The sequence below is a fragment of the Variovorax sp. genome (assembly GCF_035634955.1).
Lineage (GTDB): Bacteria > Pseudomonadota > Gammaproteobacteria > Burkholderiales > Burkholderiaceae_C > Variovorax.
The window spans coordinates 1-20,601 of sequence record NZ_DASQBZ010000011.1 but is presented as its reverse complement, the minus strand read 5'-3'; the positions used below and the strand labels follow the sequence as shown (position 1 = coordinate 20,601).

Genomic DNA, 20,601 nt, shown 5'->3' with positions numbered 1-20,601 from the left:
TCAGCTGCCACGTGCACCGCCCGGAATCGACGCGGCCCGCGTCTTGTTCTGCTGCTGCATGGCCTTCCAGTCGGCCTCGTCCATCACCAGGCGAAAGCCCAGGTGCGACATGCTGGTGTAGGGATCGGTGCCGCGCCGCGCGCTCGGCCGATAGCTCATGCAGTAGTCCTCGTTGCACAGGAACGACCCGCCGCGCGTCACCCGCTTGGGAGCGTTGACGGGCACACCCGGCTCGGTGGGGTCGAAGCTGTCGTCGGGCCCTTTCGGGTCGTCTGCCACGTTGCTGTCCAGGCGCTTCGCCTCGCGCGCGAACTGGTCGGCCCGGTACCAGTCGGCCACCCATTGCCAGGCGTTGCCGGTCATGTCGACCAGGCCATAGCCGTTGGCCGGGAAGCTGCCCACCGGGCTCGTGCCCACGGCACCGCCGGCCTTGGCGCTGACGACCGGGAACTGGCGCGGCTGCTGGCCTTGCCAGACGTTGGCCATCTGCTTGCGCCCGGGCGTGAACTCGTCGCCCCAGACGTACGTCGCCTGCGCCAATCCACCGCGGGCCGCATATTCCCATTCGGCCTCGGTCGGCAGGCGCTTGCCGGCCCACTTGGCATAGGCCACCGCATCGGCGTAGCTCACCTGGACCACCGGGTGGTCGTCCTTGCCCTCGATGTTGCTGTCCGGCCCGGTGGGGTGGCGCCAGTCGGCGCCCGGAAGGTAGCGCCACCAACGCGAGAAATCGCTGTAGTCGACCGGCGCGGCCGTGCCGACGAACACCATGGCGCCAGCCACCAGCGCGCTGGCGGGCGGCTTGGGCGTGCCCGGCGGCAGTTGCGGCTTGAGGGTCTCCCAGTCGGGCGGCAGTTCCGCGGTGGTCTTGTAGCCGGTGGCCTCGACGAAGCGGCGGAATTCCGCATTGGTCACGTGGTGGCGATCCATCCAGAAACCATGGACGCGGGCCGGATGGGCCGGCCGCTCGTTGGCCTGCGCGACGTTGCTTTCGCTGCCCATCTGGAACTGTCCGCCGGCAATCCAGACCATGTCGGCCGGGCCGCTCCTGCCGTCTCCGACCACGACGTTCGGTCCGGATGGCGCAGCCGTCAGCCAGCGCACTGCCCCGTAGCCGCCCGCGGCACATGCCAGAACCACCACCCCGAGCAACCAGTTGCGCCGGCCGGCGCCGGCGCGCGCCGCGGTCGCAGCCATACCGTCGGACCCGGGGGCCGAGGCGGCTACTGCATGGCGGCTGCTTCCAGCGGATGAAGAATTCTTGCGTCGACCCATGCCGGCACTGTATCAAGAGCGCGCCAGCAGGTGCAGCAAAGGTTTCGGCCGGATTTCCTGCCGCCCGGTCCCCTGGTCGATTGGGGCTATGCTTGCCGCCCGAGAAGCGGAGTCGGCAGGAGAAGTTCCAGTGGCACCCGAGAACGATCCGGGCGGTGTGGACAACACATCGCTACAGCAGCAACCGTCCGCCGCGGCAGACGCCGCTTCGGCGCGCCTGCCTGCAGGATGGCGCCTCGCACTGGCACTGGCACCCGACGCCGACGGCGAACTGGGCGGAACGGCCGAGTTGTGGCAAGGCGGCCAGATGCGCTGCCGTGTCGTCATTGCCCGCTACGGCACGGACCGCGCCGCCGCAGAGGCGCGTGTACACGCGCGCATCGAATACTGGCTCGCCGAATGGCTGGCCCGGCCGCATACCGGTGATACCGGCTTTGCGGATCTGGAACCTTGATCACTCCGCGGCGCATTCGAGCGCGAACACCGGCACGTCCGAGCGCCGGCTGAGCCACAGGCCCCCGCCCATCTGCATGAAGTGCCGGGCCAGGCCGCGCCGGTAGACCTCGGCGCCGTGCCGGAACAGTTGCGGATCGGTCAGCGTCTCGTCGACGATGTCGCGTTCGTAGTCCTCGCGCGCCACCACCTCCACGTACGCTGCTCCCTGGCTCAGCGCCCCCAGGTTGGCCAGCGCCCGTTTGAGGTCCGCGGGACTCAGGTACGCCAGAACGCCCTGGCAGATCACCAGATCGAACGGCCGCGACGCCCGGTAGTCGACCACCGACCCGCGCTCCCAGCCGTACCGTTCGCACAGGTACTCGCTGACCTCCACGCCGTGGTAGGTGGCCTGCGGAAAGTGGCGCGCCATGATGTCGCGCCACAGGCCGATGCCGCACCCGACGTCGAGCACCCGTTGCACTGGCACGCGCAGGTATTTCAGGTAGGCGCAGACGAAGGCGCCCAGCCTCTCGACATGCCGCGGGTCCGCCACCTTGGTCTTCTGGTCGAAGTAGTAGCGCTGGTAGTAGGAAGCGTCGAACGCGGTGGCATCGACTGATTTCATCGGGATCCTCCAGGTTCATCCAGCTCGCTCGCGCGAGGCGGCGGCGAGGGACGAAGATTCCGGTCATTGTCGACCAGGGTCGCAGGCACGGCATTGCCCGACACGCAGGCACGCGCGCCATGTGGCAAGCTCATTGCCATGCTGCCCTGTTCACCCCGTTCGACGGCGCCGGCCGACGCCCCGTCGCGCCGGCGCCTGGTGCTGGCGACCGGCGCCGCCATCGCCCTGACGGCCGCCGCGCCGCTGGCCGCACACGCCGGCTTCAACTTCTTCCTGAACGAATACACCGCCACGCGCGACGAACTGCAGGCGGAGGTTTCGAAGCGGTTTCCCCTGACCGAACGCTATGCCGAGATCTTCAGCGTGACGCTGCGCGACCCGCGCCTGTCGCTCGACGGCAGCGCCGGCCGGGCCACGCTGGCCGCGCGCCTGACCATCTCCAGTCCGCTGCTGCAGCCATCCAGCGTACCGGGCCGGTTGGCGGTCAGCAGCGCCCTGCGCTGGGACGCCGACACGCTGTCGCTGCGCCTGCAGGACCCCCGCGCCGATAAGGTCGAGCTCGAGGGGGTGCACGGGCGCGACGCCGAGCAGTTGCAGCGCATCGGGGCGGCGGTGGCCCAGCAGTTGCTCCAGGGATACGCGCTGCACACGTTCAAGCCCGAGGAATTGCGCTTTGGCCGCAAGACGTACGGCGTCGAGGCCATCAGCATCGCCGACGACATGGTCAAGGTCATGCTCAAGTAGCCGGCGCCGGCGCACGGCACAGGTATGGCAAGCTTGCCTCCCCATGCGCATTTCCCTGCCCCTTTCCGTCCGTCGTGCCGCAGGCCTGGCAGGCATCACCTGCCTGTGGGTGCTGGCCACGGCCGGCGCCCAGGCCTTCGACCTCCAGGCACACCGCGGCGGGCGGGGACTGGCGCCGGAGAACACGCTGGCGGCCTTCACCCAGGCGATCGCGCTGGGCGTGGACACGCTCGAACTGGACGTGGGCCTGTCGGCCGACGGCGTCGTCGTCATCTCGCACGACATGGCGCTCAACCCCGAGCACACCCGCGACCCCGAAGGCGCCTGGCTGAAGGCGCGCGGGCCGCTGCTGCATGAATTGACCCTGGCGCAACTGCAGCGCTACGACGTCGGCCGGCTGCAACCCGAATCCGCCTACGGCCGCCAGTTCGCCCGCCAGCATCCGGTCGACGGCCAGCACATTCCCACCCTTGCGGCGCTGTTCGACGAGGTCAAGCGCCTCGGTGCGAGCCGGGTGCGATTCAACATCGAAACCAAGATCGATCCTACGCGCCCTGGCGATTCGGCCCCGCCCGATGCGCTGGTCGATGCCCTGCTCGAACAGATCGACCGCGCCGGCATGGCGGACCGCGTGACCATCCAGAGCTTCGACTGGCGCACGCTTGCGCGCGTCGGCCAGCGCGCCCCGGGCATGCCGCGGGCCTACCTGAGCAGCCCGCGCACCCTGGCCGACGCCCGCTGGACGCAGGGTCTGATGCTGGCGCAGTTCGGCTCGGTCCCGCAGCTGGTGAAGGCTGCCGCCGGCATGGCGGGCGACGGCTCCCTGACCTGGTCGCCGTCCTTCAAGGACCTGAGCGCCGAGCAGGTCAAGGAGGCGCAGGCGCTCGGGCTGAAGGTGCTGCCCTGGACCGTCAACCAGCGCGCCGACATGGCGCGCATGATGGACATGGGCGTGGACGGCCTCATCACGGACTACCCGGACGTGCTGCGCGACCTGATGGACGAACGCGGCATGTCGCTGCCGCCCTCGGCCACCCGCCGATGAACGTGTCGGCGACGGACGCGACCGCATAATCTTTCGATATGCCCTCCGGTCCGCACGCCCCCGCCACGACTTCTTCTTCCCAAGCCGCCGCCGGCGCCATCACCGACGTCGCTGGCATCGAGGTCGGCCACTTCACCGATACGCGCCGCCCGACGGGCTGCACCGTCGTGCTGGCGCGCGAAGGCGCAGTGGCCGGCGTGGACGTCCGCGGCGCGGCGCCTGGCACGCGCGAGACCGACCTGCTCGACCCGGGCAACTTGGTGCAGCAGGTACACGCCGTGATGCTCGCCGGCGGCAGCGCCTGGGGCCTGGCCGCCGCGGACGGCGCGGTCCGCTGGCTGGAAGCGCAAGGCGTGGGCCTGGACGTGCGCTACGGCCGCCTGCCGATCGTGCCGGCCGCCGTCCTGTTCGACCTGCCGGTGGGCGACGCGCGCATCCGTCCGGATGGCGAAGCCGGCTACGCCGCCTGCCAGGCCGCCAGCAGCGCGCCGCCGGCCGAGGGCAACGTCGGCGCCGGCAGCGGCGCCCTCGTGGGCAAGCTGTTCGGCATCGAGCGCGCGATGAAGGGCGGCATCGGCACCGCTTCGGTACGGGTCGGCGGCCTGACGGTCGGGGCGCTGATCGCCTGCAACGCGCTGGGCGACGTGCTCGACCCCGACACCGCGCAAGTGGTCGCCGGTGCCCGCAGCGCCGACGGCCGCAGCCTGCTCGACACGCGCCGCGCGCTGCTGCGCGGCGAACTGCCACGCCCGCTGCTGGCCGGCACCAACACCACCCTGGGCGTGATCGCCACGGACGCAAAGCTGACCAAGGCCCAGGCGCAGCGCCTGGCGACCGTGGCGCATGACGGACTGGCGCGCGCCATCAACCCGGTCCACACCATGAGCGACGGCGACACGTTGTTCGCGCTCTCCACCGGCCGCGTGCCGCTCGCGCCGGATGCGCCGGGCATGACGGTTCTCGGCGCCATGGCCGCCGAAGCCGTGGCCCGCGCCACCTTGCGCGCAGTGCGCGCGGCACGGACCGTCGACGTGCTGAGCGGCGGCGCGATGCTGCGCTTCCCATGCGCGGCGGACCTCGGCTGAGCGGCCCCGCGCGCGCATGATGCCGAAGTCGCTGCGCCTGATCCTGCTGTCCCTGCGCGACCTGCTGGTTTCGGCCGGCCCGGTGCTGGCGCTGGCGGTCGGCCTGCTCATGGCGGCCTACTGGTGGCTCGACCCGCAGCCGCCCACGCGCGTGGTGCTGGCCACGGGCCCGGCCGACAGCGCCTATGCCAACTTCGGCAGGCGCTACGCCAAGGCGCTGGAGGCGGACGGCATCGAGGTCGTCGAGAAGCGTACCGACGGCTCGCTCGACAACCTGACGCTGCTGCGCCGCGGCGACGTGGACGTCGCCTTCGTCCGCGGCGGCAGCGCCGACCCGGCGGCCGACGAGGAAGCCGGGCTCGTGTCGCTCGGCGCCCTGTTCTACGAACCGCTGTGGATCTTCGTTCGCAAGGATGCGGTGCCTGCGGCGGCCGCGTCCGGCCAGGGAGCGGGTGCGCTGGTGCAGCTCAAGAACCTGCGCGTGAACGTGGACAAATCCGGCAGCGGCGTGCCGCAGCTCGTCGACCAGCTGCTGCGCGCCAACCACCTCGACCCGGCCACGATGAAGCTGTCCCACCTCGAGCCCGCGCCGGCGGCCGAGGCCCTGCTCGGCGGCATGCTCGACGCCGTCGTCCTGGCCTCCGCACCGCAGTCCAGGCAGGTGCAGCAGCTCCTGCGCGCGCCGGACGTCCTGCTGATGGACGTGCAGCAGGCAGAGGCCTATGTGCGGCGCTTCGGATACCTTCAGTCCGTGACGCTGCCGCGCGGTGTGGTCGACCTGGCGGCAGACCTCCCGCCGCATGACGTGACCCTGCTGGCCGCCACGACGTCGTTGCTGTCGCGCGAGCAGACGCACCCGGCACTGCGCGAGCTGTTCGCCAAGAGCGCCCAGTCGATCCACAGCGCCGGTGGCTGGTTCAACCGGGCACGCGACTTCCCCAATACCCGCACCAGCGAACTGCCGGTCAGCCCCGAGGGCGACCGCGCCATCAACGGCACGCCCCCGTTCTGGCAGCGTTACCTGCCGTTCTGGGCCAGCAACCTGTTCGAGCGCATGTGGCTGGTGCTCGGCGGCCTGCTGGTCCTGATGCTGCCGCTGTCGCGGGTCGTGCCGCCGCTCTACCAGTTCCGGGTACGCTCGCGCGTATTCCGCTGGTATGCGCGCCTTCGCGACATCGAGCAACGCGGCGGCGCGGGTGACACGCCGGAGCCCTTGCTGCGCGAACTCGATGAACTGGAGGCGCGCGTCAACAAGGTCACCGTGCCGCTGTCCTACGCCAACGAGTTGTATGAACTGCGTGCGCACATCCGCGCCGCCCGGCTGCGCCTGACCGCGCATGCGGAGGTTGCCCCGTGAGTGACTTCGAGCCGACCGCCTCCTCGCCGGCCACGCTCGAACGCAGCCAGCGCGAGCGGCGCCGGCTCCTGCGCTTCCTGCTGCGGCTGGGCCACCTGCTGCTGGCCACTGGCTCGCCGGTGCGGCTGGTCGAGACCACGCTGCAGCGGGTCGCGGCGGTGCACAAGATCGCGCAGTTCAACGTGCTGGCCCTGCCGACGGTGCTGTTCGTCAACTTCGCCGAGGAAGACGACGTCATGCAGATCGAGTTCACCGCCGAGCAGGGCCTGGTGCTGCGCTTCGACCAGATCGAGGCCACCTTCGATCTGGTGCGCGATGCCGAGCGCGCGGCCCTGGACCCGACCGAGGGCCTGCGCCGCATCAACGCGATCCTGGCGATGCCGCCGCGCTACCGCTGGCAATGGGACCTGCTCGGGCACGTGCTGGCGACCATCGGGATCGCGCTGGTCCTGCAGCCGTCGATCGACCTGGTGGGCGTCACCGCGTTCTTCGGGCTGCTGGTCGGCGGGCTGCGGCTGTGGTCGCGCCAGCGCGGCGTGCTTGCCGTCCTGCTGCCGATGCTCTCGGCCTTCGTGGTGGTGCTGGTGGCACTGATCGGCGCGCGTCACGGGCTGCAGGCCAGCCCGACCTACGTGCTGGTGGCCTCGCTGCTGACCTTCCTGCCCGGCGGCGTGCTGGCAACCGCCACCGTGGACCTGGCCTACGGCGACGTCGTCTCGGGCGCCACGCGCTTCGTCGCCGGCCTGCTGCAGCTCGTGTTCCTCATGCTCGGCATGCTGGCTGCCGCCTCGATCGTCGGGCTGCCGCCCGAGCAGTTGCTCATTGCGCCGGCCGACGCGTCGACGCGCACCTGGGCGCCGTGGCTGGCGGCGGTGCTGTTCGGCGTCGGCCACTGGCTCCATTACTCGGCGACGCGGCATGCGCTGTTCTGGATGGTGGTGGTGCTGCTGATCGCCCAGGTCGGGCAGCTGGCCGGCAACGCCGTCTTCGGGGGTTACATGAGCGGGTTCGTGGCCGCGGTGCTGATCACGCCGGCCTCGTACATGATCCAGTACCGCCTGGGCGGGCCGCCTTCGATGGTCACCTTCACGCCAGCGCTGTGGATTCTCGTGCCCGGCTCGCTCGGTCTGATCGGGATCACCGAGATGGCCAGCAGCAACCGGCTGGCGGGCCTCGAGAACTTCGTCACCACGTTGTTCTCCATCGTGGCCATCGGCCTGGGCACGGTGGTCGGCACGGCGCTGTACAACCTGCTGTTCGAACCCGTCTTCCAGCGAGCCGGCAACATGGCCGACCTGATGCTGCGTTACCTCAAGCTGCGCCGCTAGAAGCGCGCCGTGGGGTCTTGTCCGGCCAGCGACAGGGCGGCCGGGCGCGAGACGGCACAATCGCCCTGCCGCGCCGGAGTGTCCGGAGCGGCACAAGCGTTCTCAGGGCGGGGTGAAACTCCCCACCGGCGGTAAAGGCACCAGTGCACGAGCCCGCGAGCGCCCGCATCCCACCGCAAGGCCAGGGGCGCGGGGTCAGCAGACCCGGTTGGATTCCGGGGCCGACGGTCACAGTCCGGATGAAAGAGAGCGCGTTTCCGCCGGAAGGCGCCACCTGCCCCTGCGGGCGTCGGGTGCGTTCCCGTGGTTTCGTGCGCCCTGATTCAAGCCAACCTGCAATCCACGAGGTGCAGCATGAGTCAGATCAACGACCTTCCCCTTTCCGCCATTCCCACCGGCTCGCACGGCGGTGGCGCCGGCCGCATCGCCTTCGTTCAGGCGCTGTGGCATCGCGACATCGTCGACCAGGCGCGCGACGCCTTTCTCGAGGAGATGCTGCGCAGCGGCGTCGCCCGCGAGCAGATCGACCTGTTCGAAGTGCCGGGCGCCTTCGAGATCCCGCTGCATGCCAAGCGCCTGGCGCGCTCGGGCCGCTACGCCGGCATCGTCGGCTGCGCGCTGGTGGTGGACGGCGGGATCTACCGCCACGAGTTCGTCGCCCACACGGTGGTCAACAGCCTGATGACAGTCCAGCTCGAGACCGACGTGCCAGTGTTTTCGGCCGTGCTCACGCCGCACCACTTCCACGAGCACGTGGAGCATCGCAAGTACTTCCACCGCCATTTCGCGGTCAAGGGGTCCGAAGTGGCGCAGGCCTGCATCGGGACGCTCGCGGCGCTGCAGCGCGTGGGCGAGGTGCTGGCCGCCTGATCTGCTGCCAATGGCCGCCGGCCTCGCCGCAGGGCGCGCCGGTGGCATGATCGCCTCCATGGCCAACGCACCCACGTCCCCTGCCGAGGCGCGAGCCGTCGTCGACTTCTGGCGCGCCGCCGGGCCGCAGCGCTGGTTCAAGAAGGACGACGCCTTCGATGCCGAATTCAAGTCTCGCTTCGAGGCGGCTCATCACGCCGCCGCGCGCGGAGAACTCGACCATTGGGCGGCGAGCGCCGAAGGCGCGCTCGCCCAGATCCTGCTGCTCGACCAGTTTCCGCGCAATGCCTGGCGCGGCAGCGGGCACATGTTCGCCACGGACGGCAAGGCCCGGGCGGTGGCGCGGGCGGCGGTGGATGCCGGACTCGACCGGGGAATCGAGGACGCTTCGCTGCGTGCCTTTTTCTACATGCCCTTCATGCATTCGGAAGAGGTGTCCGACCTGGATCGCTGCGTGCAGCTGTGCGCTGCCATCGACACCGACAACCTTCGGTTCGCGGAGCACCACCGCGAGATCGTCCGCCGCTTCGGCCGCTTCCCGCATCGCAATGCGGTACTCGGCCGCACCAGTACGCCCGAAGAAGAGAAGTTCCTGGCAGAGGGCGGGTTCTCAGGCTGAGGCGCCGTAGCGCCAGCGCCCGGGTTCAGGCGAAGGCGCGCGAGGTGGGCATGGCGGCCATGTTGCGCAGCCGCTCGAGCTGCCGCTGTTCCTCGGCTTCGCGCAGGCTGCGCGCCGCGCGCGCGGCCACGTAGCTCACGTAGAGGTTCTCCACTTCACGGGTCCACTCTTTCAAGGCTGCAGCATCCTGTACGCCATCGCCTTGCGGCTTGGCCGGCACGGCGTACCCTGCGCGAGCGAGGATCTTGGATTTCTGCAGCGTGTCTAGCATCTCTTGGCCCCTGATTTCGAATGAGCTCAAGCGTAGAGCCTGCACGCGTGTGTTTCCATCAGCTAAAGAGCGTATGCGCCTGTAAGACGCTGCCCACTATTCCCGCTTTTGGCAATCTTCTTGCACCGCCGGCCGTGGCGGCTCTGCCGAGTGGCCGAATGCCATCGGCCAGTCCGACGGCGAATCAGGCGCTCGCGACAAGCGTCGTGCGCCTTGCCTTGCGCACGTTGAACGCGCCGGCGATCAACACTGCCTGCACCAGCGCCAGGCCGAGGATGACGCTGCGGTAGTGGCCGCGGTCCATCATCGCGCCGAACAGCAGCGGCGCACACGCCTGTCCGATGTCGAGCCCGGCATAGACCACGCCATAGACACGGCCGGACGCGTTGGCCGGCGTCGCGCGCTTGACGATCAGGTCGCGCGAAGGGCCGGCCAGTCCGCTGGCGAAGCCCATCGCGCCGAACAGCACCGGCACGGCGATCGGCGGAAAGTCCGCGAATGCGAGCAGCAGCGCCATGCAGGCGGCCAGGCCGAAGCCGAGCGCGACAATGCGTTCGCAGCGCGAAGGATCGGTCACCAGGAAGCCACCCACCAGCATGCCGCCGGCGCTGGCCACCATGTAGGCCGTGAGACAGGCGGCGATCAGGGCCACCGGCACATCGTGCAGGTGCGCCGCAGCGGTGGGCGCAAAGGTCTGCACCACGCTGATGACCACCGCATAGAGGAAGAAGAACCCGAAGCACACCCAGACCGCGGGGATGCGCAGGAAGTCCAGTTCGCCGGCTGCGGACGCATGTGCTCCGGCCGCCGCCTTGCGCGCCGGCGCCAGGTCGAGCGCCAGCACGCTGCGCCAGATCCACAGCACCAGCAGCACCGCCAGCGCGACGCCGCCGGCCGCGGCCAAGGCCACGCGCCAGGAGAACGCCATCGCGAGCGGCACGACGAAGATCGGGGCCAGCGCCCAACCCAGGCTGCCGGTGATGCCGTGCACGCTGTAGGCATGACCCAGCCGCGTGGGCGCCACCTTCCGGTTGAACAAGGTGTAGTCGACCGGGTGGAACACGCCGTTGCCGATGCCGGCCAGGCAGGCGCCCAGGAACAGCATCCAGTAGCCTTGCGCCGACGCGTAGACCAAACCGGACGACGCCAGCAGCGCCAGCCCGCCGAACAGCACCGGCCGCGGCCCCATGCGGTCGACCAGGAATCCCGAGGCTGTCTGGACGATGCACGAGACGATGAAGAAGACCGTCAGCACCGCCCCGAGCTGGGTATAGCTCACGGCGAATTCTTCCTTGATCCAGGGAAAAAGCGGCGCGAGGACGAGTTGGCTGAAGTGGCTGATGGCGTGGGCCAGGCCCACCAAACCGATCAGTTGGGCATCCGCGCCGACGGAGCGTTGCGGGGATACGGTGGCGGAAGCATTCATTTCTTGTTGATGTGATTCGTGCGGTAACGACGGGATCGTATCTGCGCGGATGACGTCAGAATGGCGATACAGCGACAACATTTGTCGAAACCATGCCAAACACCGACACGCCCTCGCCCGGCCGACAACGGCAACCGGCCCGCCCGCGCCCGGCGCCGGTGCACAGCGTCAGCTCGCTGACGCCGCACCTCTTCGCGCCCGACGCCGTGCGGCCGTTGCGGGCCAAGGAGCACTTTCTCAAGGCCGACACGTTCGTCGAGCTGCACACGCACCCGTGGCCGCAGCTGACGTTCTCGACCCGGGGCGTGATCCGGCTGTCGACCGAGGACGGCAGCTACATCGTGCCGCCGTCGCGTGCGCTGTGGGTGCCGGCGGACATGCCGCACAGCATCACGTTGATCGAGGACGCGGAGTTGCGGACGGTCTACGTGCACACCTGGCTGGCGCCGGGCTGGCCCAGGTGCGAGGTGCTGGAAATCAGCCCGCTGCTGCGCGCGCTGATGCTGGCGCTCGACACCACGCCGGACGGCCAGCCACCGGCCGACGCGCACGCGGCGCAACGAGAGCGCTGGATCGCGCCGCTGCTGGTCGACGAGATCGAGCGCGCCACGCAGATCCGCATTGACGTGCCGCTGCCGGCCGACAAGCGCCTGCGCCAGTTGTGCGAGGCGGTGCTGCGGGCGCCCGACGACCGCGCAACGCTTGCCGAGCGTGCACAGGCCATCGGCGCCAGCGAACGCACGGTGGCGCGGCTGTTCCGCACCCAGTTGGGCATGAGCTGGCAGGCCTGGCGCCAGCAGGCGGTGCTGGCGCATGCGTTGCCCCTGCTGGCGCGCGGCATGCCGGTCAGCCAGGTGGCCGCAGCCAGCGGCTACGCCACCGACAGCGCTTTCTGTGCGATGTTCAAGGCGGCTACGGGACAATCACCCACTTCTTTCCAACACAAGCGCAAGTCGTCCCCCGCGTCCTCATGACCGATCGCCTGCTTCCCGACAACGACAACGACATCCGCAGACGCCTGCAACGCTGGCTGCCCTTTCTCTCCTGGCCCCGCCCGGACCGGGCACTGCTGGTCAACGAGGCGTCGGCCGGCGTGACGGTCGCGCTGATGGTGATTCCGCAGGGGGTGGCTTATGCGGCGTTGGCAGGCATGCCGCTGGTCACTGGCATCTATGCAGCCTTGTTCCCGGCGCTGATCGCGGTGCTGTTCAGTTCGTCGGCACGCCTGTCCGTCGGGCCGACCGCGCTGACGAGCCTGCTGGTGGGCGCTTCGCTGGCGCCGCTGGCCCGCCCCGGCAGCGACGAATGGGTGGCGCTGGCGGTGTGGCTGACGCTGCTGTCCGGCGTCATGCAGGTGCTGCTGGGGGCGGTGCGCTTCGGCTGGCTGCTGCGGCTGGTCAACTCGCCGGTGCTCATGGGCTTCACCCAGGGCGCCGCGGTGCTGATCACGTTGTCGCAGTTGCCGGCATTGCTCGGCTTCATGGGGCGCAGTTACGCCTCGCTGTTGAACGGGCCGCCGCCGGACTGGCTGGCGATTGGCTTCGGCCTGGGCGGGATGGCGGTGCTGTGGCTGGGAAAGCGCCTGGCGCCCAAGGTTCCCACCACCATGGCGCTAATGGCATTGAGCGCGGCCCTGAGCTACGCAGTGGGCTACGCCCTGCACGGCGGCGCGGTGATCGGCGCCCTGCCCTCGGGCCTGCCGTCGCTCTACCTGCCGCACGCGGTATCGACGGCCGAATTCGCCGGCCTGCTGCTGCCGGCATTCCTCATCACGCTCGTGAGCTTCCTGGAAACCGCGTCCAGCGCCAAGGTCGACAACGCTCGCGCCGGCACGCTGTGGAACGAGAACCAGGACCTGATCGGCCAGGGCCTGGCCAAGATCGCCTCCGGCCTGTCGGGCGCCTTTCCCACCAGCTCCTCCTTCTCGCGCTCCGCCATCACGCTCTACGCGGGCGCCAAGTCGCAGTGGTCGACCCTGTTTTCCGTGCTGGTGGTGGCAGCCGCGCTGCTGTGGGCCATGCCGCTGCTCTATCACGTGCCGCAGGCGGTGCTGGCGTCGGTGGTGGTGACGGCCACGCTGGGCCTGATCAAGCCGCGCGGGTTCGTCGCGCTGTGGCGCGTCTCGCGCATCGAGGCGGCCATCTCGCTGGGCACCTTTGCGCTGACCATTGCCACCGCGCCCACGATCTACTGGGGCGTGCTGGGCGGCCTGCTCGCCTCGCTGGCGCACTACATGTACCGGCACCTGCATCCACGCATCATCGAAGTGGGGCTGCACACGGACGGCAGCCTGCGCGACCGCGCGCTGTGGCAACTGCCGCCACTGTCGCCGCAGGTGTATGCGCTGCGCATGGATGCCGACCTGGACTTCGCGACCGCCAGCCCGCTCGAGCGCGACATCAACGAGGCGCTGGCGCGGCGCCCCGACCTGAAGGACGTATGCCTGTTCGCCCAGCCGGTCAGCCGGGTCGACCTCACCGGCGTGGAAGTGCTCGGCAGCATCCGGCGCCTGCTGGAGTCGCGCGGCATCCGGCTGCACATCTCGGGGCTCAAGCTGCCAGCGCAACAGGTGCTCGAGCGCGCCGGCCTGCTGGCGCCCGGCCCGCTGCTGGCCTGTTACCGCACCGACGCCGAGGCGCTGGCCGCGCTCGAGGCACTGGCCGAGATGGACAGCGGCGGCAATGCAAAGGCGCAGGAAGACGGCGCGCGAACGCTCAGTCCTGAATCGGCCCGCGCTGGCGCTTGACGTCGGCGCGACCGCGCTTTTCTTCCAGGCGGCGCCGCCGCGACGCCAGCGTCGGCCGGGTGGCGCGGCGCACGCGCGGGGCAACGGCCGCCGCGTCGATGATCAGCTGAAGCCGCGCCAGCGCGTCGGCACGGTTCATGTCCTGGCTGCGGTACTGCTGCGCCTTGAGCACCAGCACGCCCTCGGTGGAAATCCGGCTGTCGCGGCTGGCAAGCAGGCGCGCCTTGACAGGTTCCGGCAGCGACGACGCCGGGATGTCGAAGCGCAGATGCACGGCGCTCGACACCTTGTTGACATTCTGGCCGCCCGCGCCCTGCGCCCGGATGGCGCTGAGCACCACCTCGTCCGGATCGAAAGTGATGCGCGGGGGCGGGGTCACGAGGCAGCTTCCCTGCTTCGCGCCGCGGCGCTCATGCTCATACGCGCTCGAAGATCGCCGCGATGCCCTGGCCGCCGCCGATGCACATGGTGACCAGCGCATAGCGGCCCTGCACGCGCTGCAGTTCGGCCAGCGCCTTGACGGTGATGATCGCACCGGTGGCGCCGACCGGATGGCCCAGCGAAATGCCCGAGCCGTTGGGGTTGACCTTGGCCGGATCGAAGCCGAGCTCCTGGATGACGGCGCAGGCCTGCGCCGCAAAGGCTTCGTTGGACTCGATCACGTCGAGGTCGGCCACCTTCAGGCCGGTTCGCTCGAGCACCTTGCGCGTGGCGGGCACCGGCCCGATACCCATGTAGGCCGGCTCGACGCCGGCATGCGCGTAGCCCACCAGGCGCGCGATCGGCGTCAGCCCAAGCGCCTTGGCGCGCGCGCCCTCGGCCAGCAGCACCGCGCCGGCGCCGTCGTTGATGCCCGAGGCATTGCCCGCGGTGACCAGACCGTCCTTCTTGAAGGCCGGGCGCATGCCCGCCAGCGTCTCGAGGGTGGTGTCCGCGCGCACGTGCTCGTCGGTGTCGAACACCACGACGCCCTTGCGCGTCTTGATCTCCACCGGAACGATCTGCTCCTTGAAGCGGCCTGCCGCAATGGCCGCAGCCGCACGCTGCTGGCTCTGCACCGCCAGCCGGTCCTGCTGCTCGCGGGAGATGCCGTAGCGCGCGGCCACGTTCTCGGCGGTGATGCCCATGTGCATCTTCTCCCACGGGTCGTGCAGGATGCCGACCATGTAGTCGAGCAGTTGCGCGTCGCCCATGCGTACGCCGAAGCGGGCGGCGGTGTCGAAGTACGGACCACGACTCATCGATTCGGAGCCGGCACCGATGGCGACGTCGCAATCGCCCAGGGCGATCGCCTGCGCCGCCGACACGATGGCCTGCAGGCCCGAGCCGCACAGGCGGTTGACGTTGAAGGCCGGCGTCTCGATGGGGCAGCCGGCATCCACCGCGGCGACGCGGCTGAGGTAGGCGTCGCGCGTGTCGGTGGGAATGACGTTGCCCATCACCACGTGCCCGACCTGGGCGGCATCGACGCCGCTGCGGGTGATGGCGGCCTTGACGGCGGTCGTCGCCAGCTGGGTGTTGGGCACGTCCTTGAGCGAGCCGCCGAAGGTGCCGATGGCGGTGCGGGCGGTGCCGACGACGAAGATGTCGCGCTGGGTCATGAAGAAGCTCCTCGGTGTTTCAGGGGCGGACGCCGCAGCGTCCGGCGCAGCCGTCCGCCCATGGGCGATTGCGCCTGCTGGCAGGCAAGGCCCGGCGCGGGGCCGAAGCCGGAGATTCTATGAGGGTGCGGCCGCCACGGCCGCCGGCGTGAGCCGCTACTCGGCGCGCGTGGCCGGGCGTGCGCGCACGTCGGTCACGCCTTCGCCGGCACCCAGGCCGATCGGGCTGCGCGCCGATTCGCCGCGCGCACGGGCGTTGACCACGTCCGCCGCGGTCGGCTCCTGGGCGCGCTGCGTGGCGGCGCGATAGGCCTGGAAGCCGGCACCGGGGTTGAAGCGCATCACCCAGGGCGTGATCGGCTTGCCGGTCAGTCGCGCCCAGCCGTAGCGCAGGCCCCATGCCGCCGCCAGCAGCAGCACCGCAACGGCAAGGCTGGCGGCGAACACGAGGCCGACCATGAAAAGAACAAGACGGATGACAAAGTTGAGCATCTTGTCTTAGGCCGCCTTCTCCGCCACAGGTTCCCCGGCCCGGGTAAAACTGAACTGGCCGGGGTTGCGGATCGGGTCCGTGTCGACGCGGATCGTGTCCTTCGGACCGAAGGTCCCGTCCAGCAGCAGCTTCGACAGGGGGTTTTCGATCCTGTTCTGGATGGCCCGCTTGAGCGGACGCGCCCCGAACAGGGGATCGAAGCCCACCTTGGCGATCTCGGCCAGCGCCGCGGGCACCACCTCGAGCGACAGGTCGAGCTTGGCCAGCCGCGCCTGCAGCACCTGAAGCTGAATGTGCGCGATCGCTTCGATGTTCTTGGCGTCGAGCGCATGGAACACCACCGTCTCGTCGATCCGGTTCAGGAACTCCGGGCGGAAGTGGTTCTTCAGTTCGTCCCACACCGCGTCCTTGATCTCCTCGGACGGACGGCCGACCATGGCCTGGATCAGCGGCGAGCCGATGTTGCTGGTCATCACGATCACCGTGTTCTTGAAGTCCACGGTCCGGCCCTGGCCGTCGGTCAGCCGGCCGTCGTCGAGCACCTGCAGCAGCACGTTGAACACGTCCGGGTGCGCCTTCTCGACTTCGTCGAGCAGCACCACGCTGTAGGGCTTGCGGCGCACCGCCTCGGTCAGGTAGCCACCTTCCTCGTAGCCGACATAGCCCGGCGGCGCGCCGATCAGCCGCGCAACCGAGTGCTTCTCCATGAACTCGCTCATGTCGATACGGATCAGGTGGTCCTCGCTGTCGAACAGGAAGCCCGCCAATGCCTTGCACAGTTCGGTCTTGCCGACGCCGGTGGGGCCCAGGAACAGGAACGAGCCGGTCGGGCGGTTCGGATCGGACAACCCGGAACGCGAGCGGCGGATGGCATTGGCCACCGCACCGATCGCCTCGTCCTGGCCGACCACGCGCTCGTGCAGCTTGTCTTCCATGTGCAGCAGCTTTTCGCGCTCACCCTGCATCAGCTTGGCCACCGGAATGCCGGTGGCGCGTGCCACCACCTCGGCGATTTCCTCGGCGCCCACCTGGGTGCGCAGCAGCCTGGGCGCTGTGCCCGGACCGCCCTTGCGCTCCTCGCTGGCAAGGGCTTCCTTCAGGCGCTTTTCCAGGCCCGGCAGCTGCCCGTACTGCAGTTCGGCGACCTTGTTGAAGTCGCCCTTGCGGGTGAACTCCTCGATCTGGAACTTGAGCTTGTCGATTTCCTCGCGCACCTGCGCGCTGCCCTGTGCCTGGGCTTTCTCGGCCTGCCAGATCTCGTTGAGATCGGCATATTCCTTCTGCAACTGGCTGATCTGCTCTTCGAGCAGGCCAAGGCGGCGCTGCGAGGCCTCGTCCTTTTCCTTCTTGACGGCTTCGCGCTCGATCTGCAGCTGGATGATGCGACGGTCGAGCCGGTCCATCACCTCGGGCTTCGAGTCCATCTCGATCTTGATGCGCGCGGCCGCCTCGTCGATCAGGTCGATCGCCTTGTCCGGCAGGAAGCGGTCGGTCACGTAGCGGTCGGACAATTCGGCCGCGGCCACGATGGCCGGGTCGGTGATTTCCACGCCGTGGTGCACTTCGTATTTTTCCTGCAGGCCGCGCAGGATGGCGATGGTGGCCTCCACGCTGGGCTCGCCCACCAGGATCTTCTGGAAGCGGCGCTCCAGCGCAGCGTCCTTCTCGATGTACTTGCGGTACTCGTCGAGCGTGGTCGCGCCCACGCAATGCAGTTCCCCGCGCGCCAGCGCCGGCTTGAGCATGTTGCCGGCATCCATGGCGCCCTCGGCCTTGCCGGCGCCCACCATGGTGTGCAGCTCGTCGATGAAGACGATGACCTGGCCTTCTTCCTTGGCCAATTCGTTCAGCACGCTCTTGAGGCGCTCCTCGAACTCGCCGCGGAACTTCGCGCCAGCCAGCAGCGCCGCCATGTCGAGCGACAGCACACGCTTGCCCTTGAGCGAATCCGGCACCTCGCCGGCGACGATGCGCTGGGCGAGCCCTTCGACGATGGCGGTCTTGCCGACGCCCGGCTCGCCGATCAGCACCGGGTTGTTCTTGGTGCGGCGCTGAAGCACCTGGATGGCGCGGCGGATTTCCTCGTCGCGGCCGATGACGGGGTCGAGCTTGCCGATGCGGGCGCGCTCGGTCAGGTCGAGGCAGTACTTCTTGAGCGCCTCGCGCTTGCCTTCGGCGTCCGCGCTGTTGACGCCTTCGCCGCCGCGCACGGCGTCGATGGCAGCTTCGAGCGACTTGCGGGTCAGGCCGTTCTCCCGGGCCAGGCGGCCGACGTCGGCCTTGCTTTCGGCCACGGCCAGCAGGAACAGCTCGCCGGCGATGAACTGGTCATTGCGCTTGATGGCCTCCTTCTCGGTGGCCTGCAGCAGCTTGGCCAGGTCCTGGCCGACCTGGACCACGTCGTGGCCCTGCACCTGCGGCAGCTTCTTGACTGCCGCCTCGGCTGCCTTGGCCAGTCCCTGCACGTTGGCACCGCCGCGCTCGAGCAGCGCGCGCGGCCCGTCTTCCTGGCGCAGCATGGCCAGCAGAAGGTGCACGGGCTCGATGTAGGCGTTGTCGTTGCCCAGGGCGAGCGATTGCGCATCGGCCAGGGCTTCCTGGAATTTGGTCGTAAGTTTGTCTTGACGCATGGGCTTGAATACCTCCGAACTGTCAACGAGATGGGGCTGCGCCGAGCTGATTCAAGTCGAAACACTGCCGAACGCCCAATCTTCGCGCCGATCGGCGCCTGCAGCCAGCCCCGGTCTGTTGCCCGCGAGCCGCCCGCCGGGCCCGCTTTCTGCATGCGAACGTCACGCAATGACCCAATCCTGCGTCATCATCTACTGCTTACAAGAAAAGGAGTTCTGCAACATGTTTCCCGACCATCCCACCTCCGCCCCCCTGCGCCGCCGCACCTTCACCACCGGCGCCGCGGCCGGGGCGCTGCTCGCCGCCGCTGGCCTGGCACGGGCCCAGCCGGCCGGAGGCGCCATCCGTCTGTTGGTGGGTTTTCCGGCCGGCGCCGGCAGCGATGCCATCGCGCGCCTGCTGGCGGAGCATCTGAAGGACGAGCTGAATGCGCCGGTGGTCGTGGAAAACCGTGCCGGTGCGGGCGGCCAGATCGCCGCGCAGGCATTGAAGGCGGCGGCGCCCGACGGGCGCACGCTGTTCCTGTCGCATGACCACTCGATCTCGATCCTGCCCCAGGTGGTGAAGAACCCGGGCTTCGATCCGGCTCACGATTTCACCCCGGTGGCCGGCTTCGCCACGTTCTCCAACGTCCTGGCCGTCTCCGGCGGCACCCCCGCCAAGACCATCGACGAGTACATCAGCTGGGTGCGCACCAAGCGCGGCGGCAAGGACACCATCGGCGTGCCGGCACCGGCGTCGATCCCGGAGTTCCTCGTCAAGCTGCTTGCGCAGAAGTACAAGCTCGACCTCCAGGCAGCGCCTTACCGGGGCAGCGCCCCGATGACGGCCGACATGCTGGGCAACCAGATCGCGGCGGGCATCGCCTCGGTGCCGGATTTCATCGAGCACCAGAAGGCCGGCAAGGTGCGCATCGTGGCCGTGATCGGCGCCCGGCGACAGCCGCTGCTGCCCGCCGTGCCGACCTTCGGCGAACTGGGCATCGACAACCTGAACGACTACCCCTACTACGGCATCTTCGCGCCGGTCGGCACGCCGCAACCCGTGGTCGACCGCTTCGGCGCCGCCCTGCAGAAGGTGCTGGCCATGCCGGACGTCAAGAGCAAGCTGGTGGCCATGGGCCTGAACGTGGCCTACGAGCCGCAGGGCCAGTTTGCCGGCCGGGTACGCAGCTACACCGCGACCTGGGGCGACATCATCCGCGCCTCGGGCTTCGTGCCGCAGTAAGCAAGTCCACGAACGGGTGCGGGAAGGAGCTCAAGGCTCCTCATGGCGCGCCCGTCACCGCGCGGCGAGCACGGCGAAGCCGGGGGCGGTCAAACGTTCTTTGACTCGATCCCCCAGCGCGCCAGCGCCGCATCGTCGCTCACGCGCGCATCGACCCAGCGGGCCCCTCCCTGCGGCGCCTGTTCCTTCTTCCAGAAGGGGGCCTGCGTCTTGAGATAGTCCATCAGGAACTCGCAGGCGCGGAAGCTCTCGCCCCGGTGCATGGAGGTCACGGCCACCATCATGATCTGGTCGGCCGGCGCCAGCCGGCCCACGCGATGGACGACGCGGGCGCCCAGGATGTCGAAACGCCGGTGCGCCTCGTCGATCATGGCCTCGATGGCCTTCTCGGTCATGCCAGGATAGTGCTCGAGCTCCATGGCCGCCACGTCGTCTCCGTCATTGCGGTCGCGCACCGTGCCGATGAAGCTGCAAACCGCCCCGACCCGACCGTCCTGTCCGCGCAGCACTGCGATCTCGGCCTGCAGGTCGAAGTCTTCGGTCTGGACGAGAACGCGGGGCGACGGAGAACTCATGCTTCGATTGTGGCACCGCCGGTCCGGCCGGCCTCTCCGCCTCGTCGATACCGTCGTCGAAACAAGACTGCGTCTGCGGCTGTGCACTGCCCGAGACACTGGGCATTTGCGCCGGCCTACATCGTCAGGCCGCGCTCGTGTCCCTGCGTCAGGTCGCGCCCCCGGTGGTGTTCGCGCTGTTGCTGCTGCAGCAGCGCCACCTGCTGCTCCACGCCTTGCAGCTGTGTGCTCGTCTGCTCGATCTCCGG

At 69.3% G+C, this 20,601-nt stretch carries 20 protein-coding genes and 1 riboswitch; of the genes, 11 read left to right on the top strand and 9 right to left on the bottom strand.

All coding sequences use genetic code 11. From position 1 onward, the window contains the following. The gene (locus VES41_RS04755) at nt 1-1,197 is read right to left on the bottom strand and encodes a formylglycine-generating enzyme family protein (protein WP_324813663.1); all 1,197 of its coding nucleotides are present in this window, start codon (nt 1,195-1,197) and stop codon (nt 1-3) included. Between the two features lie 208 nt (nt 1,198-1,405). Between VES41_RS04755 and VES41_RS04750 the strand changes: the two genes are divergently transcribed. Continuing rightward, on the top strand, nt 1,406-1,729 hold the full coding sequence (locus VES41_RS04750; RefSeq protein ID WP_324813660.1) for a hypothetical protein: 324 nt from the start codon (nt 1,406-1,408) through the stop codon (nt 1,727-1,729). Here the strand turns inward: VES41_RS04750 and VES41_RS04745 are convergent, their stop codons facing one another. After that, nucleotides 1,730-2,335 carry a class I SAM-dependent methyltransferase gene (locus VES41_RS04745; protein WP_324813658.1) on the bottom strand — a complete coding sequence of 202 codons (606 nt, stop codon included), beginning with the start codon at nt 2,333-2,335 and terminating at the stop codon, nt 1,730-1,732. A gap of 138 nt (nt 2,336-2,473) precedes the next feature. On the opposite strand from VES41_RS04745, the gene VES41_RS04740 reads away from it, so the two are divergent. The 7 genes from VES41_RS04740 (at nt 2,474) to VES41_RS04710 (ending at nt 9,383) form a co-directional block, all read left to right on the top strand. Next, a complete protein-coding gene (locus VES41_RS04740) occupies nt 2,474-3,079 on the top strand; it encodes a DUF1439 domain-containing protein (RefSeq protein WP_324813656.1) in 606 nt (201 codons plus the stop codon). Nucleotides 3,080-3,122: 43 nt separating this feature from the next. After that, nucleotides 3,123-4,124 carry a glycerophosphodiester phosphodiesterase gene (locus VES41_RS04735; protein ID WP_324813654.1) on the top strand — a complete coding sequence of 334 codons (1,002 nt, stop codon included), beginning with the start codon at nt 3,123-3,125 and terminating at the stop codon, nt 4,122-4,124. A gap of 38 nt (nt 4,125-4,162) precedes the next feature. After that, complete coding sequence (locus tag VES41_RS04730) at nt 4,163-5,209, top strand: P1 family peptidase (protein WP_324813651.1); 1,047 nt, start codon at nt 4,163-4,165, stop codon at nt 5,207-5,209. 19 nt (nt 5,210-5,228) lie between these two features. Further along, nucleotides 5,229-6,566 carry a TAXI family TRAP transporter solute-binding subunit gene (locus VES41_RS04725; RefSeq protein ID WP_324813679.1) on the top strand — a complete coding sequence of 446 codons (1,338 nt, stop codon included), beginning with the start codon at nt 5,229-5,231 and terminating at the stop codon, nt 6,564-6,566. Then, nucleotides 6,563-7,894 carry a threonine/serine ThrE exporter family protein gene (locus tag VES41_RS04720; protein WP_324813649.1) on the top strand — a complete coding sequence of 444 codons (1,332 nt, stop codon included), beginning with the start codon at nt 6,563-6,565 and terminating at the stop codon, nt 7,892-7,894. The genes VES41_RS04725 and VES41_RS04720 overlap by 4 nt, the downstream gene beginning before the upstream one ends. 94 nt (nt 7,895-7,988) lie before the next feature. Then, nucleotides 7,989-8,149: riboswitch (FMN riboswitch) on the top strand. A gap of 99 nt (nt 8,150-8,248) precedes the next feature. Further along, entirely contained in the window at nt 8,249-8,764 is a 516-nt protein-coding gene (locus VES41_RS04715) for a 6,7-dimethyl-8-ribityllumazine synthase (protein ID WP_324813647.1), read from the top strand. A 46-nt stretch (nt 8,765-8,810) separates the two neighbouring features. Beyond that, nucleotides 8,811-9,383 (top strand): DUF924 family protein, encoded by a 573-nt coding sequence (locus VES41_RS04710; protein ID WP_324813677.1) that lies wholly within the window; start codon nt 8,811-8,813, stop codon nt 9,381-9,383. 25 nt (nt 9,384-9,408) lie between these two features. Here the strand turns inward: VES41_RS04710 and VES41_RS04705 are convergent, their stop codons facing one another. After that, nucleotides 9,409-9,654: a hypothetical protein gene (locus VES41_RS04705; protein ID WP_324813645.1), complete on the bottom strand. Its 246-nt coding sequence runs from the start codon at nt 9,652-9,654 to the stop codon at nt 9,409-9,411. A gap of 184 nt (nt 9,655-9,838) precedes the next feature. Further along, the gene (locus tag VES41_RS04700) at nt 9,839-11,080 is read right to left on the bottom strand and encodes an MFS transporter (protein WP_324813642.1); all 1,242 of its coding nucleotides are present in this window, start codon (nt 11,078-11,080) and stop codon (nt 9,839-9,841) included. Between the two features lie 92 nt (nt 11,081-11,172). Here VES41_RS04700 and VES41_RS04695 point away from each other — a divergent pair, with 92 nt between their 5' ends. Together VES41_RS04695 and VES41_RS04690 are read left to right on the top strand one after the other, a co-directional pair. Beyond that, nucleotides 11,173-12,054 carry a helix-turn-helix transcriptional regulator gene (locus tag VES41_RS04695; protein WP_324813638.1) on the top strand — a complete coding sequence of 294 codons (882 nt, stop codon included), beginning with the start codon at nt 11,173-11,175 and terminating at the stop codon, nt 12,052-12,054. After that, complete coding sequence (locus VES41_RS04690; RefSeq protein ID WP_324813635.1) at nt 12,051-13,826, top strand: SulP family inorganic anion transporter; 1,776 nt, start codon at nt 12,051-12,053, stop codon at nt 13,824-13,826. Before VES41_RS04695 ends, VES41_RS04690 begins: the two co-directional genes overlap by 4 nt. On the opposite strand, the gene arfB is transcribed toward VES41_RS04690, so the two are convergent. From arfB to clpB, 4 genes are all read right to left on the bottom strand, one after another. Further along, entirely contained in the window at nt 13,795-14,205 is a 411-nt protein-coding gene (arfB, locus tag VES41_RS04685; RefSeq protein WP_324813633.1) for an alternative ribosome rescue aminoacyl-tRNA hydrolase ArfB, read from the bottom strand. The two genes, VES41_RS04690 and arfB, sit on opposite strands and share 32 nt — an antisense overlap. 37 nt (nt 14,206-14,242) lie before the next feature. After that, nucleotides 14,243-15,427, bottom strand: coding sequence for an acetyl-CoA C-acyltransferase family protein (locus tag VES41_RS04680; protein WP_324813631.1), 1,185 nt, complete (start codon nt 15,425-15,427; stop codon nt 14,243-14,245). A gap of 156 nt (nt 15,428-15,583) precedes the next feature. After that, nucleotides 15,584-15,919: a hypothetical protein gene (locus tag VES41_RS04675; protein WP_324813629.1), complete on the bottom strand. Its 336-nt coding sequence runs from the start codon at nt 15,917-15,919 to the stop codon at nt 15,584-15,586. 6 nt (nt 15,920-15,925) lie between these two features. Beyond that, nucleotides 15,926-18,550, bottom strand: coding sequence for an ATP-dependent chaperone ClpB (gene clpB, locus VES41_RS04670; protein WP_324813626.1), 2,625 nt, complete (start codon nt 18,548-18,550; stop codon nt 15,926-15,928). Between the two features lie 223 nt (nt 18,551-18,773). On the opposite strand from clpB, the gene VES41_RS04665 reads away from it, so the two are divergent. Then, nucleotides 18,774-19,778, top strand: coding sequence for a Bug family tripartite tricarboxylate transporter substrate binding protein (locus VES41_RS04665; protein ID WP_414719026.1), 1,005 nt, complete (start codon nt 18,774-18,776; stop codon nt 19,776-19,778). A gap of 89 nt (nt 19,779-19,867) precedes the next feature. On the opposite strand, the gene VES41_RS04660 is transcribed toward VES41_RS04665, so the two are convergent. Continuing rightward, complete coding sequence (locus tag VES41_RS04660) at nt 19,868-20,353, bottom strand: molybdenum cofactor biosynthesis protein MoaE (RefSeq protein ID WP_324813623.1); 486 nt, start codon at nt 20,351-20,353, stop codon at nt 19,868-19,870. Nucleotides 20,354-20,601 lie beyond the last annotated feature (248 nt).

Coding starts and splice junctions, on each gene's coding strand:
- VES41_RS04755 (WP_324813663.1), bottom strand. CDS start 1,197: ATGGCTGCGACCGCGGCGCGCGCCGGCGCCGGCCGGCGCAACTGGTTG.
- VES41_RS04745 (WP_324813658.1), bottom strand. CDS start 2,335: ATGAAATCAGTCGATGCCACCGCGTTCGACGCTTCCTACTACCAGCGC.
- VES41_RS04740 (WP_324813656.1), top strand. CDS start 2,474: ATGCTGCCCTGTTCACCCCGTTCGACGGCGCCGGCCGACGCCCCGTCG.
- VES41_RS04735 (WP_324813654.1), top strand. CDS start 3,123: ATGCGCATTTCCCTGCCCCTTTCCGTCCGTCGTGCCGCAGGCCTGGCA.
- VES41_RS04730 (WP_324813651.1), top strand. CDS start 4,163: ATGCCCTCCGGTCCGCACGCCCCCGCCACGACTTCTTCTTCCCAAGCC.
- VES41_RS04725 (WP_324813679.1), top strand. CDS start 5,229: ATGCCGAAGTCGCTGCGCCTGATCCTGCTGTCCCTGCGCGACCTGCTG.
- VES41_RS04715 (WP_324813647.1), top strand. CDS start 8,249: ATGAGTCAGATCAACGACCTTCCCCTTTCCGCCATTCCCACCGGCTCG.
- VES41_RS04710 (WP_324813677.1), top strand. CDS start 8,811: ATGATCGCCTCCATGGCCAACGCACCCACGTCCCCTGCCGAGGCGCGA.
- VES41_RS04705 (WP_324813645.1), bottom strand. CDS start 9,654: ATGCTAGACACGCTGCAGAAATCCAAGATCCTCGCTCGCGCAGGGTAC.
- VES41_RS04700 (WP_324813642.1), bottom strand. CDS start 11,080: ATGAATGCTTCCGCCACCGTATCCCCGCAACGCTCCGTCGGCGCGGAT.
- VES41_RS04695 (WP_324813638.1), top strand. CDS start 11,173: ATGCCAAACACCGACACGCCCTCGCCCGGCCGACAACGGCAACCGGCC.
- VES41_RS04690 (WP_324813635.1), top strand. CDS start 12,051: ATGACCGATCGCCTGCTTCCCGACAACGACAACGACATCCGCAGACGC.
- VES41_RS04680 (WP_324813631.1), bottom strand. CDS start 15,427: ATGACCCAGCGCGACATCTTCGTCGTCGGCACCGCCCGCACCGCCATC.
- VES41_RS04675 (WP_324813629.1), bottom strand. CDS start 15,919: ATGCTCAACTTTGTCATCCGTCTTGTTCTTTTCATGGTCGGCCTCGTG.
- clpB (WP_324813626.1), bottom strand. CDS start 18,550: ATGCGTCAAGACAAACTTACGACCAAATTCCAGGAAGCCCTGGCCGAT.
- VES41_RS04665 (WP_414719026.1), top strand. CDS start 18,774: ATGTTTCCCGACCATCCCACCTCCGCCCCCCTGCGCCGCCGCACCTTC.
- VES41_RS04660 (WP_324813623.1), bottom strand. CDS start 20,353: ATGAGTTCTCCGTCGCCCCGCGTTCTCGTCCAGACCGAAGACTTCGAC.